Source organism: Anaerorhabdus sp., from assembly GCF_036641015.1.
In the GTDB taxonomy this organism is placed as follows: domain Bacteria; phylum Bacillota_I; class Bacilli_A; order Erysipelotrichales; family Erysipelotrichaceae; genus Anaerorhabdus.
In genome coordinates this window covers 1-14,940 of the sequence record NZ_JAVWFO010000043.1, presented here as the reverse complement: position 1 = coordinate 14,940, position 14,940 = coordinate 1, and the positions used below count along the sequence as shown (strand labels likewise).

Genomic DNA, 14,940 nt, shown 5'->3' with positions numbered 1-14,940 from the left:
CAATTTGGATGCTTACATAAATATACTGATTAAGTTAAATACCATTAATACAAAACCAAATCCGATCATACCAGGTAGAAATGAGTGTGTTTGGTTGTATAAATAAGAAATAACTAGTGTGATAACAAAATAGAATAAATATCCTTTAAGCCAAGCAATGACTTCAAAAGGTATATAAGTAACAGTAAATAATAATGCGAAAATAAATCCTGATAATAGAATGACAACAATTTCTGCGTGTTGAAGTTTTAAATGATCAGTTACACATTTGAATACAATAACGTAATTCATTGCAAATATAAATGTATTGATAAAGACAATGGGAACAACAAACCAAGAGAAATCAATCATGATATTTTTATCCAAATGAGGCATATAAGCATGTACATAAGTACTATTAACCCAAATGATAAACGCTAATATGATTGCTCCTACAAAAGTGAAGAACAATGCTTCTTTAAAATCAGCTTTATAACGTTTAGCGTGAATTTCAAGTAAATCCCAATTTTGAATCATTAGTAATAACCCAGATAAACTCACAGCAAACGTGTATGAAATAAGTTGATTTTGAATAAGTATATTAATCAACGGGGATAGTATTGGCACAATAAGGAAATAGCATATAGCTAAAATAATTCTATTAAAAGGTAAAGTAGTAGATTTATCAGTCATAATCTTCCTCCCTTGGGCAAGTTGTTACTTGAAAATTATATCAAGAAGTAAAATAAAAGCAAGGGCAATAAAATTTCAAAAATATTATATTCGATAATTGCGAGAATAGACTAAGAAAAGTTCAGTTTTTAGCATATAAATATATAGGGGGATATATTTATGCTAGATAAAAAATTAAGTTATAAAGACAAAAGTGTTTTGGTAACATATTTAGCTAAAAGTTATATAAATTCTGTTAGAAGAGTAGAAATAATGCAATTCAAAGGCATTAGTGAGAAAGATACGCAGTATTTAGGCGAAATTAGCAGTATAAATTTGATAAATGCAGTGATTGAACAATGTAGTTCTACAAGCCAAATTATTCTTAGAAATGAGTATTTTGGCAAGCGTGAAACGAAATGGTTTTTAGAATATTTCTCGAAAAGTAATTTTTATCGGCTAAGAAAGGTTGCAATTGAAGAATTTATTGATTGTCTAAATATCTAAATAATGATAAAATCACCGTGAGGTGTAGACATGGAATCATTCGAAACGATTAAAAGCTACCTACTAAAAACTATTGAAAAAAAATGTGAAATCAATGAAGAAACAACTTTTGAAGAATTAGGGCTAGATTCTTTTGGGGTTGTTGATTTTGCGCTTAATCTTGAAGAAAATCTAGGTATAACTTTTTTTGATGAAGAATTACATGATTTGAACACTATCAAGGATATGGTAGATATACTAAATCGCCATATTATTTAAGGAGGGAAGATCTATGTTGAAAGGTATTGCAGCATCATCAGGAGTAGCAATTGCTAAAGTTTATAAATTACAACAACCTGAGCTAAAAATTGAAAAAGTACAATGTTCTTCAGAAGAAGAAATTGGAAAACTTGCGAAAGCATTTGAAAAAACAGTTGCTGACATTGAAATTATTAAGGAAAGAGCAGCTGGAAATCTATCAGAAGAAGAATTAGCTATTTTTGATGCCCATTTAATGATGGCAAATGACCCTGAATTAAAAGGACAAATTGAAGAAATGATTAAATCAGAAGGTGTTAATTCTGAATATGCAACTGAACAAGTTGCTAACATGATGGTTAACATGTTTGAAAGCATGGATGATGCATATTTCAAAGAAAGAGCAGCTGATGTTAAGGATGTTACTTTCCGTTTACAATGTAATTTAGTTGGGGCTATTATTCCAGATTTAACAACAATTAATGAGGAAGTTATTATTGTTGCGGAAGATTTAACTCCATCAGATACAGCACAATTAAATAAAAAATATACACTTGGATTCGCAACTGCAATTGGAGGAAGAACTTCTCATTCAGCTATTATGGCTAGAAGTTTAGAGATCCCTGCTGTTGTTGGATGTAGTGAAATAATGGTAAAAGCAAAACAAGGTGACACATTAATTCTAGATGCAATTGATGGTGTTGTTATTTTAAATCCAACAGATGAACAAGTTTCTGAATATAGTTCTAAACGTGTTACATTCTTAGAAGAAAAAGAAGCTCTTAAAGTTTTAGTTAATGAAAAGAGTGTTACTCTTGATGGTCATGAAGTTGAACTTGCAGGTAATATTGGAACTCCAAAAGATGTTACTGGAGTTTTAGCTAATGGTGGTGAAGGAGTAGGATTATATCGTACTGAATTCCTATACATGGATAGTGAAAATGATTTCCCATCTGAAGATGAACAATTTGAAGCTTATAAAGCAGTATTAGAAGCTATGGATGGTAAAAAGGTTGTTATCCGTACTTTAGATATTGGTGGAGATAAGAAATTAAGTTACTTTACATTCCCAGAAGAAATGAATCCTTTCTTAGGATATCGTGCAATTCGTTTGTGTTTAGATAGAACTGATATTTTTAGAACACAATTACGTGCTCTTATTCGTGCTAGTGCTTATGGACGTCTTTGCATTATGTTCCCAATGATTGCTACTTTAAAAGAATTTAGAGCTGCGAAAGCATTGTTTGATGAAGAAAAAGCAAAATTAGTTTCTGAAGGTGTTAAGATTGGTGAAAAGATTGAAGTTGGTATCATGGTTGAAATCCCTGCTGCTGCTGTTCTTGCTGATCAATTTGCTAAAGAAGCAGATTTCTTCTCAATTGGAACTAATGACTTAGTACAATATTCAATGGCTGCTGATAGAATGAGCGAAAAAGTTTCATATCTATACCAACCAATGAACCCATCATTATTACGTCTAATTAAGATGGCAATTGATGGTGCTCATAAAGAAGGTAAATGGTGTGGTATGTGTGGAGAGATGGCTGGTGATGAACTTGCTGCTCCAGTATTATTAGGACTTGGACTTGATGAATTCTCAATGAGTGCTTCAAGTATTCTACGTGCTCGTAAGATGATTCGTTCACTTAAGAAATCAGACATGGAAGAACTTGCTAATAAAGCACTTGCAAGCGAAACTATGGAAGATGTTCTTGAACTAGTGAAAAATAGTTTAAAATAAGTTAAAATAAGAGTGTGAGTTTTCACACTCTTTCTTTAATTTTAGGAGATCAATATGAAAAAAGTTATTTTTATATCAAGTACAGGAGGGCATCTTACGGAATTAATGCAACTTGTTCCAATGTTTGAAAAAGTTGACTATACATTAATTACTGAGAATACTTCTTCAAATAAATCATTAAAAGATACATATGGTGATAAGTTTACTACCTTAGCTTATGGTACTAAACAACATTTATTACCTTATTTATTCATTTTTTCTTATAATATTTTGAAATCTTTCTTTCTTTTTATGAAGATACGACCAGATTATATTATTACAACTGGCACTCATACAGCGGTACCTCTTTGTAAAATTGCGCATATTTTTAAAAAGAAAGTTATCTACATTGAAACATTTGCGAATTCTAAAACTCCAACAAAGGCAGGACAAATGATTTATCCAATTGCTGATTTATTTATTGTTCAATGGGAAAGCATGTTGGCAGTATATCCCAATGCTGTTTATGGGGGGTGGATTTTCTAATGATATTAGTAACGTTAGGTACACAAGATAAGTCGTTTGATCGCCTATTAAAGGCAATAGATAAACAAATTGACGAGGGTAATTTAAAAGATCGTGTTGTTGTTCAAGCGGGATATACTAAATATGAGTCAAAGAACATGGAAGTATTTGACTATATTGATCGTAAGGAATTTTCGAAGTTATTGCTTGATGCTGATTTAATTATTACTCATGGTGGTGTGGGAACTATTATGACAGCTGTAAAAAGTGGTAAAAGAGTAATTGGTGCAGCGAGACTTGCGCAATATGGAGAACACCATAATGACCACCAAACACAGGTTTTAGAGAGTTTTGATGATGAAGGATATTTAATCTATGCTAAAGATTTGGAAAAATTAGCTAAGTACATTGAAAAAAGTAGAACATTCAATCCTAAAAAAATTGTGAGCAATACAACAAATTTTATCAAGTTGATAGAAGATTTTATGGAAAAAAACTAAAATACTCTATTAAATAAAAATTGATATGTTATAATATCAATGGCTTTAATGAAATGCGTGACGTTTCGAAGAAATCAAATTTTTTATGTAACTACTGATAACCTTCGAACGCATGTTTTGAAGGTTTTTTTGTGGAGGTCATATGAGTCGTTTATTTCAAAATGGAACAGTATATATAAAAGGAAAATTCCAAGAAAAGGATTTTATGGTGGATGATGATGGATGTATTGTCATTGCTGATAAGATTGATTTAACTGATGATGTTGAAGAAGTAATTGATTGTGCTGGCTTACATGTATTCCCAGGATTAATAGACCCACACGTTCATTTAAGAGAACCGGGTTATTCATATAAAGAAACAATGAAATCAGGTACTAAAGCTGCTGCTCACGGTGGGTATACAACTGTTTTTGCTATGCCTAATGTAAACCCAGTACCTGATTCATTAGAAAATATTCAAGTATTAGAAAAATTAATTAAACAAGATGCTTTAGTACATGTTGTACCAATTGCATCAATTACTTTAGGGCAAAAGGGTGTCGGTGAACTTGTTAATTTTAATGAGTTAATTGGTGAAACTTATCTTTTCTCAGATGATGGAAAAGGTGTTCAAACAAAAGAAATGATGAAACAAGCAATGATTGCTTGTCAAAAAAATAATGCAGTAATTATTGCACATTGTGAAGATGAAAGTTTACTTAAACCTAAGGGATGTATTCATGATGGTAAAAAGGCAATTGAATTTAATCTAGTTGGAATTCCAAGTGCATCGGAGTTTGAACAAGTAAAACGTGATATCGATTTAGTAAGAGAAACAAAATGCCAGTATCATATATGTCATATATCAACTAAAGAATCAGTAGCAATTTTAAGACAGGCTAAGAAAGAAGGTTTACCAGTAAGTGGCGAGGTTACTCCACATCACTTATTCTTATGTGAAGACGATATAAGTGAAAATCATGGCAGATTTAAAATGAATCCACCATTAAGAAGTAAGGAAGATCAAGAAGCGCTGATACAAGGATTGCTTGATGGAACAATAGAAATAATTGCTACTGATCAAGCACCACACAGTGAAGATGAAAAAAATTGTACAATGGATTTAGCTAGTATGGGAATTGTAGGTAATGAAATTGCATTTCCATTAGTATATACAAAACTTGTTAAAGAAAAGAAATGTACTCTTGAACAATGTGTTGAATGGATGAGTGGGAATGCTGCGGATATATTTGGAGTTGATGGTGGAGAAATTGTTAACTTTGAAAAAGCTAATTTCACAATATTTAATCTAAATGATCGCCAACAAGTTCGTAGTCGTGAATTTGAATCAATGGGAAGAAGTACTCCTTTTGAAGGACAATGGTTACAAAGTAAATGCTATATGACTGTTGTGGATGGTGATGTTGTATATAGAAAGGGTATTTAATATGAAATCAGTTCAAACTTATCAAATTATTGCAAATGAATCGCTAACACCAAATGTATTTAAAATGGTTTTAAAGGGTGATACATCATGGGTAACTAATCCTGGACAGTTTATTAATATCACAGTTGATTGCGGGTATTTAAAAAGACCAATTAGTATATGCGATTATGATGAGTCATCTTTAACAATTATTTATAAAGCAGTTGGATTAGGAACTGAATGGATGGCAAATCAAGCTGTAGGTACAATGCTTGAAGTTTTAGTGGGATTGGGGAATGGATTTACACCAGAAGAAACCTCACATGCTTTACTGGTTGGAGGAGGCGTTGGAGTTCCACCACTGTATCGTCTGTGTAAAGATTTAATTGCAAAAGGTGTTGATGTAGATGTTATTCTTGGCTTCAATACAAAAGATGAATGCTTCTATGAAGAAGAATTTAAGCAACTAGGTGCTACTGTTACAGTATGTACAGTTGATGGAAGTTTAGGGGTCAAAGGCTTTGTATCAGAGGCAATAATGAATGATTTAAAAGAATACCCATATTATAGTTGTGGACCATTACCGATGCTTAAAGCGGTATTTAATGCTTCGAATGCTAAAGGACAATTATCATTTGAAGAAAGAATGGGATGTGGATTTGGTGCATGTATGGGGTGTAGCTGTAAAACTCTTACTGGTTATAAAAGAATTTGTGTTGAAGGTCCAGTAATGAAAAGTGAGGAAATTTTATGGACAAAAGACTAAAAGTTAGTTTATCAGGGTGGCAATTAGATAACCCAGTAATTCCTGCAAGTGGAACTTTTGGATTTGGATATGAATTTGCTCAATTTTACGATATTAATGAATTAGGTAGTATTGCTACAAAAGGAACTACTAGAGAAGCACGATTTGGTAACCCTACACCACGAATCGCAGAATGTGATCGAGGAATGATTAATGCAGTTGGATTACAAAATCCCGGAATTGATGAAGTAATAAACACAGAATTTAAAAAACTTAGAGAAGTTTATCATAAAAAAGTAGTGGCAAATATATCAGGCTTTTCCATCGATGAATATGTAGAATGCGCAAAAAAGATGGATAAAGAGGATATTGTTGGAATATTAGAGATTAATATTTCATGTCCGAATGTAAAACATGGTGGTATGAGTTTTGGAACTAATCCTGAAAATGCAGCAGAAGTTACAAGAGCTGTAAAGGAAGTAACAACAAAACCGGTATATATTAAATTGTCACCAAATGTTACTGATATTGTACAAATTGCAAAAGCAGTTGAAAATGCTGGTGCTGATGGTATTTGTATGATTAATACTCTACTAGGCTCAAGATTTGATTTAAAGACGGGAAAACCAATAATCGCAAATGTTATGGGTGGGTTTAGTGGACCTGCCATTAAACCGGTAGCTTTAAGGATGGTTTATCAAGTTTATGAAGCGGTTAATATTCCAATTATTGGAGTAGGTGGTATGGCAACAGCAGAAGATGTTATTGAAATGATGTATGCTGGAGCAACGGCAATAGAGGTTGGTGCAGAAAACTGCCGCAATCCATATGCATGTAAAGAAATTATCGATAACTTACCAAAATTGATGGATAAGTTAGGTATAAATAAATTAGAAGACATAATTGGGAGGGCTCATCAATGAGAGAAAGAGATGTCATTATCGCTTGTGATTTTTCAACAAAAGAAGAAACATTAAATTTCCTAGATTTATTCAAAGAAGAAAAACCTTATGTAAAAATTGGACAAGAATTATTCTATTCAGAAGGTCCTAGTATTGTTCATGAAATTAAACGTCGTGGGCATAAAATTTTCTTAGATTTAAAACAACATGATATTCCAAACACAGTTTATAAAGCAATCAAAAATCTAGCAGCTCTTGGAACAGATATGTTAAATGTTCATGCGGCAGGTACAATTGAAATGATGGCTGCGGCTCAAAAAGCAGTAAATGAAATAAACCCAAACATTAAATTAATTGCTGTAACTCAACTTACAAGCACTTCTGAAGAAAAGATGAAAGAAGAGCTTTGGATTGACCATAGTATCAATGATACTGTTGTTCATTATGCAAAGAATGCTGAAAAAGCAGGACTTGCTGGTGTGGTAAGTAGCCCACTTGAGGCAGGTCTAATTCGTGAAGCTTGTTCAGAAAATTTCATTACAGTAACTCCAGGTATTCGATTTAATGATGCAACAAAAGGTGACCAAGTACGTGTTACAACTCCTGCACAAGCTAGAGAAATTGGTAGTGATTATATCGTTGTAGGACGCCCAATTACAGGTGCAGAAAATCCTGTTGAGGCTTACCGTCGTTGTGTAAGAGAATTTGTAAAAGGAGAATAACAATGGAAAAATTAATTGCTAAAGATTTATTAGATATTCAAGCTGTATTTTTAAAACCAGATGATCCGTTCACATGGGCTAGTGGAATTAAAGCACCTATTTATTGTGATAATCGTCTTACTCTTTCAAGTCCAAAAGTGAGAAGAGATGTTGAAAATGCCCTTGCTGAAATTATTAAAAAGCACTACCCTGAATGTGAAGCTGTAATGGGGACTGCTACAGCGGGAATTGCTCATGCTGCATTAGTTTCAGAAATTCTTGATTTACCAATGGGATATGTTCGTGCAAGTGCTAAAGATCATGGACGTACAAATCAAATTGAAGGTAAATGTGAACCAGGAACAAAAGTTGTAGTGGTTGAAGATTTAATTTCAACTGCAGGTTCTAGTATTGAAGTTGTTAAGGTACTACAAGATGCAGGAGCAGAGGTATTAGGAATTGCATCAATATTTACTTATGGAATGAAAAAAGGGTTAGATCGTCTTGCTGAAGCAAATGTAAAAAACGTATCAGCAAGTAATTTAGATGTATTAGTTGAAGTAGCTGCAGAAACTGGATATATTCAATCAGAAGATAAAGAAAGACTAATCAAATTTAGAAATAATCCAAGTGATGAAAGCTGGATGATTAAATAAGAAACCACTAACTAAAAAAGCACAATGGAAATGTAAAATGAGTCCGATATGGACTCATTTTTGTGTTGATGTTCGCGATAAATTGAGTACTGCTAATATAAAGAAAATAATAGTAACGGTAATCATATATAGAATGTGATGAATAGGTTCAAATATGAAGTCACCAAATTTAAATATAACACCTACACTTTCTTTGAATCCATTCAAATATTCTATAGGTAAATTATTAAAACTTACTTTAATAGGATCAACCAAGAATATTTGTCTAAATAATGCTGCTGAATGGGCATTAGGAAAGATTTTGATAATTGTTTGAACATAATTCGGAAGAGCACCAATTGGCAAATATACACCAGTTAGAAATCCAATGAGGGTACCTAGAATGGTACTTGCAGTTGACATTGCACTCAAACTAAAGAAAAAACTTACAATAAAGAAAATCATAGTACTCGACATCAAACTTGATAATAGAATAAGTCCAATAGTGTTAATTATTGATGTTAAACTTAGAAGAGTTGCACCTTGGCTAATGAGGAATATTTCTCCTAGAATAAAGGCGACAAAACTCATTAAGCTACCAACTATGAAAGCACAAAGTATATAGCTGCCTACAAGCTTGTATGGGGCTAGAGGAGAAGCGTTAAAGTCTTTACTAATATGATTAGCTCTATCCTCTACAAAAAGCTCAAAAGCACCCATTGTGGTTGTGATAGATGTAACAGCGATAATTCCAGCGATAACCCAACTGTACATAAGGATATCTACTTCTACTACATCAAATCCATTTTTAAATTGATCACCAAGGAACACTGCATAAAGAATTATGATAATAATAACGCCAAGTAAAGAAAAGAATACAGTACTTTTTTGTCTAAAATAAATTTTACAGTTTCTAATCATTAAATTAATCATTAATTTGTCCTCCTGAAGTAATTTTGATGAATGCATCATTCATAGATCCGTGAATAACTTCGAAACTTTCTATATAAACTTCACATTCATGGAGTAGAGGTATAATGAATTTAGATTCTTTAATTGGAATAATAAATAAATTATTCTCAATAGTATATGAATAAGAATTTTGCGATAATATTTTACAAATAATACTGTTATCTAGTGCTTTGATACGCAATGTATCTTGACTGTATTCTTCCTTTAAATCATACGGAGTTCCGCGTGCAATAATTTGACCATGATCAATTACAACAATGTAATCAGATGTTGCAGCTTCTTCCATGTAATGAGTAGTAAGAAAGATAGTCATTCCTAATTCTCTTTGTAAATTTGTTATAGTGTTCCACACAAGTTCTCTAGTTTTGGGATCTAAACCGGTTGTAGGTTCATCTAAAAATAAAATAGTAGGTTTATGTATTAATGCGCGTGCTATATCGGCTCGTCTTTTCTGACCTCCTGACAGTTTTCCATAAGGACGATTAATAAACTCATTGATGTCAGTTGCATCAATAACAAATTTTAATGATTGTTTTAATTTTTCTCCCTTTAATCCATACAGACGACCCCGAGTAAGGATATTTTCTTTAACAGTTAATAGTGGGTCTAAAGTACTATCTTGAAAAACAACACCAATTTTATTACGTATTTTTTTATCATCTTTTCCTAATACGCAATTATCCATAATAACAGTACCACTATCTTTTTTAAGTAGGGTACACAACATATTAATTGTTGTCGATTTACCAGCGCCATTTGTTCCTAAGAAAGAAAATAACTTTCCCTTTTCGACATAGAAGCTAATGTCCTGTACTGCTTTTAAATCTTTGAAAGATTTTCGCAGGTTTTGTATTGAAATAATTTTTTCCATTTCTATCACCTCGAATAGAGTCTAACGAATGTTTTTCTTTGGCTCAATAGACAAACAAGTAAGATGACATAGTGGTTAATTAAGTTGACTAAAAAGAAAAATAAGATGGATTACACCTTATTTCTTTTCTTGATTGCTTTATTTATTGATTCCGCTAATTCGTTGTTCATAAAGACGGTATAAGCGTAGGTTAGTGGAAAGCTGAATAACATAGTAGGTGTTATCTCCCAAAGTCCCGTTAATGATAATGGAACAATACCAAAATTTGCACAAGCTATGAATACAACGGTATAACAAATTATAACGCGGATTATCAAATCCACCCAAAAAGAGGAATAATCGAAGTAGGCTTGAATTTTATCAGATATTTCCATTAATACAGCAATACTTGTGGATATAATTAAAACTTGTATTACAACTTCATTATTGATTGCGGGAGCTAAATTGAATTGCCTAAAAAATGTAAACAAAAGCATCATAATTGTGAAACTTCCAAAGATAATATTTAATATTTTTTTCATCATTGTTATCACCTCAAAATATGAACTTTCTTTTGAAATCTTGGATGTAATGTTTTGATACAATCAGTTTTTCATTGTTTTCTAATGTAATTTCGATTCTTCCACTAAAGTGAGCTTTAACTGAAGCTACATAACTGGTATTAACGATGCAACTTTTGCTGATTCTTGTAAAAGGAGAGTTATTCAGCAATTCTTCGAGTTCATATAACTTTTTATCGGAGTTATAAACCTTATTAATGGTATAAATAAATACATTGTTATCTACTGTATCAAAGTAATATATATTTTCAAGCGCTATAGGCACACTAACTCCATCTAATTGTCCAACCAGTGAGAAAGAATAGAGCTTTATTTGTTCGATTAAACGCTTTAATCGATCATCCATGTAGTTACAAGTTATTTTTATTTCAACTTCATTGATTTCGGTTGATTGCTCAATTAATAGTTTCATGATGTATTTCCTCTATTTTATTTTTTTATTTTCAAAGTAAATTATACGCAGATACATAATTTGAATAATAAGAATTATAACTAACTTTTTCATTCTCTCACAATTCATTGCTTATTGAAAAAATTCATAATCTTATTTTGCAAATCCATATAACTATATGGATTTATCAAGTTTGTAATAAGTTTACCAATAAGTAAACATATAAACAAATTTTTCAAAGTAAGTTGACTAAATAAACAAGTAAGATGACACTTTCATTTGATGAAAGAGATAGATAACGTTTCTTAGACATTGTTGTTGAACTTGATTCATGTAAAGTCGGTTAGAATAGGGAATAGTTTTCATCGATTTATCTACAGCTAAGATAGACCTATTTCAGCATTTACTCTATAAAAAAAGAACTTTTCTATAAGATAAAAAAACAGCTTTCGCTGTTAGATTGATACGTGATCGAGAACTTCTATTGATTCTTTAACTAGACTTAAGTAGTTTCTTCCAACTGGAATTAAATGTCCATTATATAAATTTAACTCAGTTGAATTTATATCCTTAATATAAAGTAGATTTACAATGAATGCGCGATGGCATTGAACAAACATATTTTTCGGTAAGACAGTAAGTATATCATCAGTGGAACGATATGTCTCGTAATTTCCTTGAGTTGTATAGAATAAAGCTTTTCTTAATGATTTCTCAATATATATTATGTTCTTGAATGGTAATACAGATCTTTTACCTTTAAATGAAATTGTTAGAGTACTTGCGGCATTTTCAGGGGTAAAAAAGAAACGGTTTAGAGCTTTGCTTAATTGACTTAGATCACTCTTTAAAACAGTGTAAATATGTCGTACTGTATATACATCAGTTGTATAGTTTTCTAGTTCAGTTACAAAAATTACCCTGGTTTTAGGGTATAGTATATTAACTCTTTTTGCTAAGTCGATGCCGCTTACCTTGCCAATACGAGTGTTTGTTATTAAAATTTGAAAATCGGTTTTAAGGAAATCTTTTAGTAATTGTGCGGGATTTCGGTAAGTGCTAATTGATGGTTTAATATCAATTGATTTACAAAATTTCATTACTTCAGCTAGCAATTCATTTAGATGGTATGGATTCACATCACAAATAGCGATATTTATTGACATATTTTATCACGTCCTATGATAATAATATCAAAGTTTTATGAGTTAAATTTAAGTGAAACAAGATTATATTACCAAATAATATACGTTGATTACATTTGCTACTCTTGATAGAGCAAGTGTCTCTAAAAAGATATTTATATCGTTAAAAATTGAAAGTAATTGTAGTAACAATAATCGATTAATTGTTGTTGGTGTTCTTCATTTTCTAACCAAGTTATAAGGGTTTTTGAAGTTTTGTAAGCATTTGAATATTGATTTTGGCTAATCTCTTGATTATTGAGCGCATCGTGCAATTCATTCTCATCTAATAGTTCAATATTGCCATTTGTGAAGAACACTACATCTAGGTATAAATCATAAAAGTAGGAATCGCCATTTGGTTTAATTACATTTTTTTCAGTTATATCAAAATAGCATTCCACTAGCTTATCATTTGTATCATACATAGCGGTTAACCATAGATTATGATGTCTAAATCCAAATTGAATCCATGTGTAACCATTATCAGCGATACATTTTACTTGATTAGTATTTGCAATATTTACGGTAAGTGGGGCTGTTAAATTAATCATTTTGATGTATCCAGCTTCTGTATTTTCATCAATTGTTTTGAATGCAAATTGACATTCTTTTAATCTAGTCCATTCTTTTCGTTTCATTGTTTTTAATTTCATTATCTTTATCCTCTTTGATGATATAATTATATCATCTACAAGGAGGACGTTTATGATTAAAGATTTTCATATGCATTCACATTATAGTGATGATGGTGAGTTTACTCCAAAACAGTTATGTGCATTTGCTAAAAAAGCAGGTTGTAGTGAAATTGCGTTAACAGACCATAATACAACTAAGGGCGTTAAGGAAATGATAGAAGAAGGAGCGAAATGTGGTATTAAAGTGCTTCCTGGTATTGAGATAGATTGCTGTTTCGAAGGTATTAATTTTCATTTATTGGTTTATCAAATGGATTATGAAAGCAAACATTATAATGAGATAAGTGAATTCTATTTAAAGCAAAACCAAGCAATGGCTATTAAGCAAGTTGAACTATTAGAAGAGCATTGCCATATCAAAATAGATAGAAATGATCTCAAAGATATTGAAAAGAATGGTGTTTTAGTGCCTGAGGATATTGGTGAATTATTATTAACTAAATCTGAATTTGACCAATGTGAGTTTTTAAATCCTTATCGTCAGGGTGGAAATCGTTCTGATAATCCTTTCTTAAACATCTATCTTGATTTTTTTTCACAGGGAAAACCAGCATTTGTACAAGGTGAAATGTTACAAGTGGAGGATGTTCTTCGAATTGTTAAGGAAACTAATGGGATTGCAGTTATAGCGCATCCTGGACAAAATTTTAAAGATCATGATGAAATTTTATTAAAATTGTTAGATTTAGGCATTAAAGGTATTGAAGTTGAAAGCAATTACCATACATGTAAACAAACGCAATATTATTATAATGTTGCTAAGGAAAGAAACCTATTGATGAGTAGTGGGAGTGACTTCCATGGTAAGAATAAACCAGCTATTAAATTAGGTGTATTTGGTAATACTATAGATAACTTTGTAAATAACTTAACGGAATAAAAATCTATAACTTTAACTTTATTGGTGTTTTTGGTATAATAAATCAGTAAAAAATGAAGGGTGGCGTTAAATATGGGTCGTGCACATGAGGTACGTGCTGCATCGATGGCTAAAACAGCAGCATTAAAAACAAAAGTATATTCTAGATTTGGTAAAGAATTATATATGGCTGCAAAAGCAGGAGTTCCTGATCCAGACATGAATCAAGGTTTAAAACGTAAAATTGCGGAGGCTAAAGCAAATCAAGTTCCAGCTGATGTAATTAAACGTGCAATTGAAAAAGCTAAAGGAGCTTCAAACGAAAATTATGATCCAGTTCGTTATGAAGGGTTTGGTCCAGGAGCATCAACAATTGTAATTGATTGCTTAACAGATAACGTAAATCGTACTGTTAGTGCTGTTAAAACTTGTTTTAATAAAGCACATGCTAAAATGGGTGTTGCTGGTTGTGTATCACATAGTTATGATACGGTTGGTTTATTTTCTTTCCCTTATGAAGATGAGGAAGGTATGCTAGATGCATTAATTAATGCTGAAGTAGAAGTAACTGATGTTGAGATTGAAGATGGTGTTATGTCTGTTTACACAGTGCCTACTGATTTTGGTAAAGCACAAAAAGGAATTGAAGATTTAATTCCGGATGTTAAATTTGATGTTTGCGAAATTACTTTATTACCTCAAGAATATGTTACATTGGATTCTGATGAGGATAAAGAACTATGGGAACGTTTAATTAACATGCTAAATGAATGTGAAGATGTTCAACAAATTTATCACAACGTTCAAAACTAACTAAAGATTAAAACAACTTCTATCGTAATTGATAAAAGTTGTTTTTTTAATTTATTTGGGCTAT

Annotated in this window: 19 protein-coding genes; 12 read left to right on the top strand and 7 right to left on the bottom strand. The window is 31.6% G+C overall.

The genetic code is table 11. The features are described 5' to 3' along the window. Positions 1–12 precede the first annotated feature (12 nt). The gene (locus tag RR430_RS07040) at positions 13–672 is read right to left on the bottom strand and encodes a hypothetical protein (protein WP_332487160.1); all 660 of its coding nucleotides are present in this window, start codon (positions 670–672) and stop codon (positions 13–15) included. A 159-nt stretch (positions 673–831) separates the two neighbouring features. Here RR430_RS07040 and RR430_RS07035 point away from each other — a divergent pair, with 159 nt between their 5' ends. The 10 genes from RR430_RS07035 (at position 832) to pyrE (ending at position 8,549) form a co-directional block, all read left to right on the top strand. Then, on the top strand, positions 832–1,158 hold the full coding sequence (locus RR430_RS07035; protein WP_332487161.1) for an MG284/MPN403 family protein: 327 nt from the start codon (positions 832–834) through the stop codon (positions 1,156–1,158). Between the two features lie 30 nt (positions 1,159–1,188). Next, the gene (locus RR430_RS07030; RefSeq protein ID WP_332487162.1) at positions 1,189–1,416 is read left to right on the top strand and encodes an acyl carrier protein; all 228 of its coding nucleotides are present in this window, start codon (positions 1,189–1,191) and stop codon (positions 1,414–1,416) included. Positions 1,417–1,429: 13 nt separating this feature from the next. Beyond that, positions 1,430–3,136 (top strand): phosphoenolpyruvate--protein phosphotransferase, encoded by a 1,707-nt coding sequence (gene ptsP / locus RR430_RS07025; protein ID WP_332487163.1) that lies wholly within the window; start codon positions 1,430–1,432, stop codon positions 3,134–3,136. A gap of 54 nt (positions 3,137–3,190) precedes the next feature. Continuing rightward, complete coding sequence (gene pssD / locus RR430_RS07020) at positions 3,191–3,661, top strand: PssD/Cps14F family polysaccharide biosynthesis glycosyltransferase (RefSeq protein ID WP_332487164.1); 471 nt, start codon at positions 3,191–3,193, stop codon at positions 3,659–3,661. Continuing rightward, positions 3,661–4,140 carry a PssE/Cps14G family polysaccharide biosynthesis glycosyltransferase gene (gene pssE / locus RR430_RS07015; RefSeq protein ID WP_332487165.1) on the top strand — a complete coding sequence of 160 codons (480 nt, stop codon included), beginning with the start codon at positions 3,661–3,663 and terminating at the stop codon, positions 4,138–4,140. The genes pssD and pssE overlap by 1 nt, the downstream gene beginning before the upstream one ends. Before the next feature lie 142 nt (positions 4,141–4,282). Then, positions 4,283–5,566 (top strand): dihydroorotase, encoded by a 1,284-nt coding sequence (locus RR430_RS07010; RefSeq protein WP_332487166.1) that lies wholly within the window; start codon positions 4,283–4,285, stop codon positions 5,564–5,566. A gap of 1 nt (position 5,567) precedes the next feature. After that, the gene (locus RR430_RS07005; RefSeq protein WP_332487167.1) at positions 5,568–6,311 is read left to right on the top strand and encodes a dihydroorotate dehydrogenase electron transfer subunit; all 744 of its coding nucleotides are present in this window, start codon (positions 5,568–5,570) and stop codon (positions 6,309–6,311) included. Then, positions 6,296–7,213 (top strand): dihydroorotate dehydrogenase, encoded by a 918-nt coding sequence (locus RR430_RS07000; RefSeq protein ID WP_332487168.1) that lies wholly within the window; start codon positions 6,296–6,298, stop codon positions 7,211–7,213. Before RR430_RS07005 ends, RR430_RS07000 begins: the two co-directional genes overlap by 16 nt. Further along, positions 7,210–7,914: an orotidine-5'-phosphate decarboxylase gene (gene pyrF, locus RR430_RS06995; protein WP_332487170.1), complete on the top strand. Its 705-nt coding sequence runs from the start codon at positions 7,210–7,212 to the stop codon at positions 7,912–7,914. The genes RR430_RS07000 and pyrF overlap by 4 nt, the downstream gene beginning before the upstream one ends. A 2-nt stretch (positions 7,915–7,916) precedes the next feature. Continuing rightward, positions 7,917–8,549 carry an orotate phosphoribosyltransferase gene (gene pyrE / locus RR430_RS06990; RefSeq protein ID WP_332487171.1) on the top strand — a complete coding sequence of 211 codons (633 nt, stop codon included), beginning with the start codon at positions 7,917–7,919 and terminating at the stop codon, positions 8,547–8,549. 54 nt (positions 8,550–8,603) lie between these two features. Here pyrE and RR430_RS06985 read toward each other — a convergent pair whose 3' ends face one another. The 6 genes from RR430_RS06985 to RR430_RS06960 form a co-directional block, all read right to left on the bottom strand. Further along, on the bottom strand, positions 8,604–9,461 hold the full coding sequence (locus RR430_RS06985) for an ABC transporter permease (protein WP_332487172.1): 858 nt from the start codon (positions 9,459–9,461) through the stop codon (positions 8,604–8,606). Then, positions 9,454–10,371, bottom strand: coding sequence for an ABC transporter ATP-binding protein (locus RR430_RS06980; RefSeq protein WP_332487173.1), 918 nt, complete (start codon positions 10,369–10,371; stop codon positions 9,454–9,456). Before RR430_RS06980 ends, RR430_RS06985 begins: the two co-directional genes overlap by 8 nt. Before the next feature lie 110 nt (positions 10,372–10,481). Further along, entirely contained in the window at positions 10,482–10,892 is a 411-nt protein-coding gene (locus RR430_RS06975; protein ID WP_332487174.1) for a hypothetical protein, read from the bottom strand. A 13-nt stretch (positions 10,893–10,905) separates the two neighbouring features. Then, on the bottom strand, positions 10,906–11,343 hold the full coding sequence (locus RR430_RS06970; RefSeq protein ID WP_332487175.1) for a LytTR family DNA-binding domain-containing protein: 438 nt from the start codon (positions 11,341–11,343) through the stop codon (positions 10,906–10,908). A gap of 434 nt (positions 11,344–11,777) precedes the next feature. Further along, on the bottom strand, positions 11,778–12,488 hold the full coding sequence (locus RR430_RS06965; RefSeq protein ID WP_332487177.1) for a LytR/AlgR family response regulator transcription factor: 711 nt from the start codon (positions 12,486–12,488) through the stop codon (positions 11,778–11,780). Positions 12,489–12,622: 134 nt separating this feature from the next. Continuing rightward, positions 12,623–13,162, bottom strand: a complete 540-nt coding sequence (locus RR430_RS06960; RefSeq protein WP_332487179.1) for a DUF402 domain-containing protein — start codon at positions 13,160–13,162, stop codon at positions 12,623–12,625. Positions 13,163–13,214: 52 nt separating this feature from the next. Between RR430_RS06960 and RR430_RS06955 the strand changes: the two genes are divergently transcribed. Beyond that, entirely contained in the window at positions 13,215–14,084 is an 870-nt protein-coding gene (locus tag RR430_RS06955; RefSeq protein ID WP_332487180.1) for a PHP domain-containing protein, read from the top strand. Positions 14,085–14,156: 72 nt separating this feature from the next. Continuing rightward, complete coding sequence (locus RR430_RS06950; RefSeq protein WP_332487182.1) at positions 14,157–14,876, top strand: YebC/PmpR family DNA-binding transcriptional regulator; 720 nt, start codon at positions 14,157–14,159, stop codon at positions 14,874–14,876. Positions 14,877–14,940: the final 64 nt, after the last annotated feature.

Excerpts from the sequence above, each read along its gene's own strand:
- RR430_RS07040 (WP_332487160.1), bottom strand. The coding sequence starts at position 672 with ATGACTGATAAATCTACTACTTTACCTTTTAATAGAATTATTTTAGCT.
- RR430_RS07035 (WP_332487161.1), top strand. The coding sequence starts at position 832 with ATGCTAGATAAAAAATTAAGTTATAAAGACAAAAGTGTTTTGGTAACA.
- RR430_RS07030 (WP_332487162.1), top strand. The coding sequence starts at position 1,189 with ATGGAATCATTCGAAACGATTAAAAGCTACCTACTAAAAACTATTGAA.
- ptsP (WP_332487163.1), top strand. The coding sequence starts at position 1,430 with ATGTTGAAAGGTATTGCAGCATCATCAGGAGTAGCAATTGCTAAAGTT.
- pssD (WP_332487164.1), top strand. The coding sequence starts at position 3,191 with ATGAAAAAAGTTATTTTTATATCAAGTACAGGAGGGCATCTTACGGAA.
- pssE (WP_332487165.1), top strand. The coding sequence starts at position 3,661 with ATGATATTAGTAACGTTAGGTACACAAGATAAGTCGTTTGATCGCCTA.
- RR430_RS07010 (WP_332487166.1), top strand. The coding sequence starts at position 4,283 with ATGAGTCGTTTATTTCAAAATGGAACAGTATATATAAAAGGAAAATTC.
- RR430_RS07005 (WP_332487167.1), top strand. The coding sequence starts at position 5,568 with ATGAAATCAGTTCAAACTTATCAAATTATTGCAAATGAATCGCTAACA.
- RR430_RS07000 (WP_332487168.1), top strand. The coding sequence starts at position 6,296 with ATGGACAAAAGACTAAAAGTTAGTTTATCAGGGTGGCAATTAGATAAC.
- pyrF (WP_332487170.1), top strand. The coding sequence starts at position 7,210 with ATGAGAGAAAGAGATGTCATTATCGCTTGTGATTTTTCAACAAAAGAA.
- pyrE (WP_332487171.1), top strand. The coding sequence starts at position 7,917 with ATGGAAAAATTAATTGCTAAAGATTTATTAGATATTCAAGCTGTATTT.
- RR430_RS06985 (WP_332487172.1), bottom strand. The coding sequence starts at position 9,461 with ATGATTAATTTAATGATTAGAAACTGTAAAATTTATTTTAGACAAAAA.
- RR430_RS06980 (WP_332487173.1), bottom strand. The coding sequence starts at position 10,371 with ATGGAAAAAATTATTTCAATACAAAACCTGCGAAAATCTTTCAAAGAT.
- RR430_RS06975 (WP_332487174.1), bottom strand. The coding sequence starts at position 10,892 with ATGAAAAAAATATTAAATATTATCTTTGGAAGTTTCACAATTATGATG.
- RR430_RS06970 (WP_332487175.1), bottom strand. The coding sequence starts at position 11,343 with ATGAAACTATTAATTGAGCAATCAACCGAAATCAATGAAGTTGAAATA.
- RR430_RS06965 (WP_332487177.1), bottom strand. The coding sequence starts at position 12,488 with ATGTCAATAAATATCGCTATTTGTGATGTGAATCCATACCATCTAAAT.
- RR430_RS06960 (WP_332487179.1), bottom strand. The coding sequence starts at position 13,162 with ATGAAATTAAAAACAATGAAACGAAAAGAATGGACTAGATTAAAAGAA.
- RR430_RS06955 (WP_332487180.1), top strand. The coding sequence starts at position 13,215 with ATGATTAAAGATTTTCATATGCATTCACATTATAGTGATGATGGTGAG.
- RR430_RS06950 (WP_332487182.1), top strand. The coding sequence starts at position 14,157 with ATGGGTCGTGCACATGAGGTACGTGCTGCATCGATGGCTAAAACAGCA.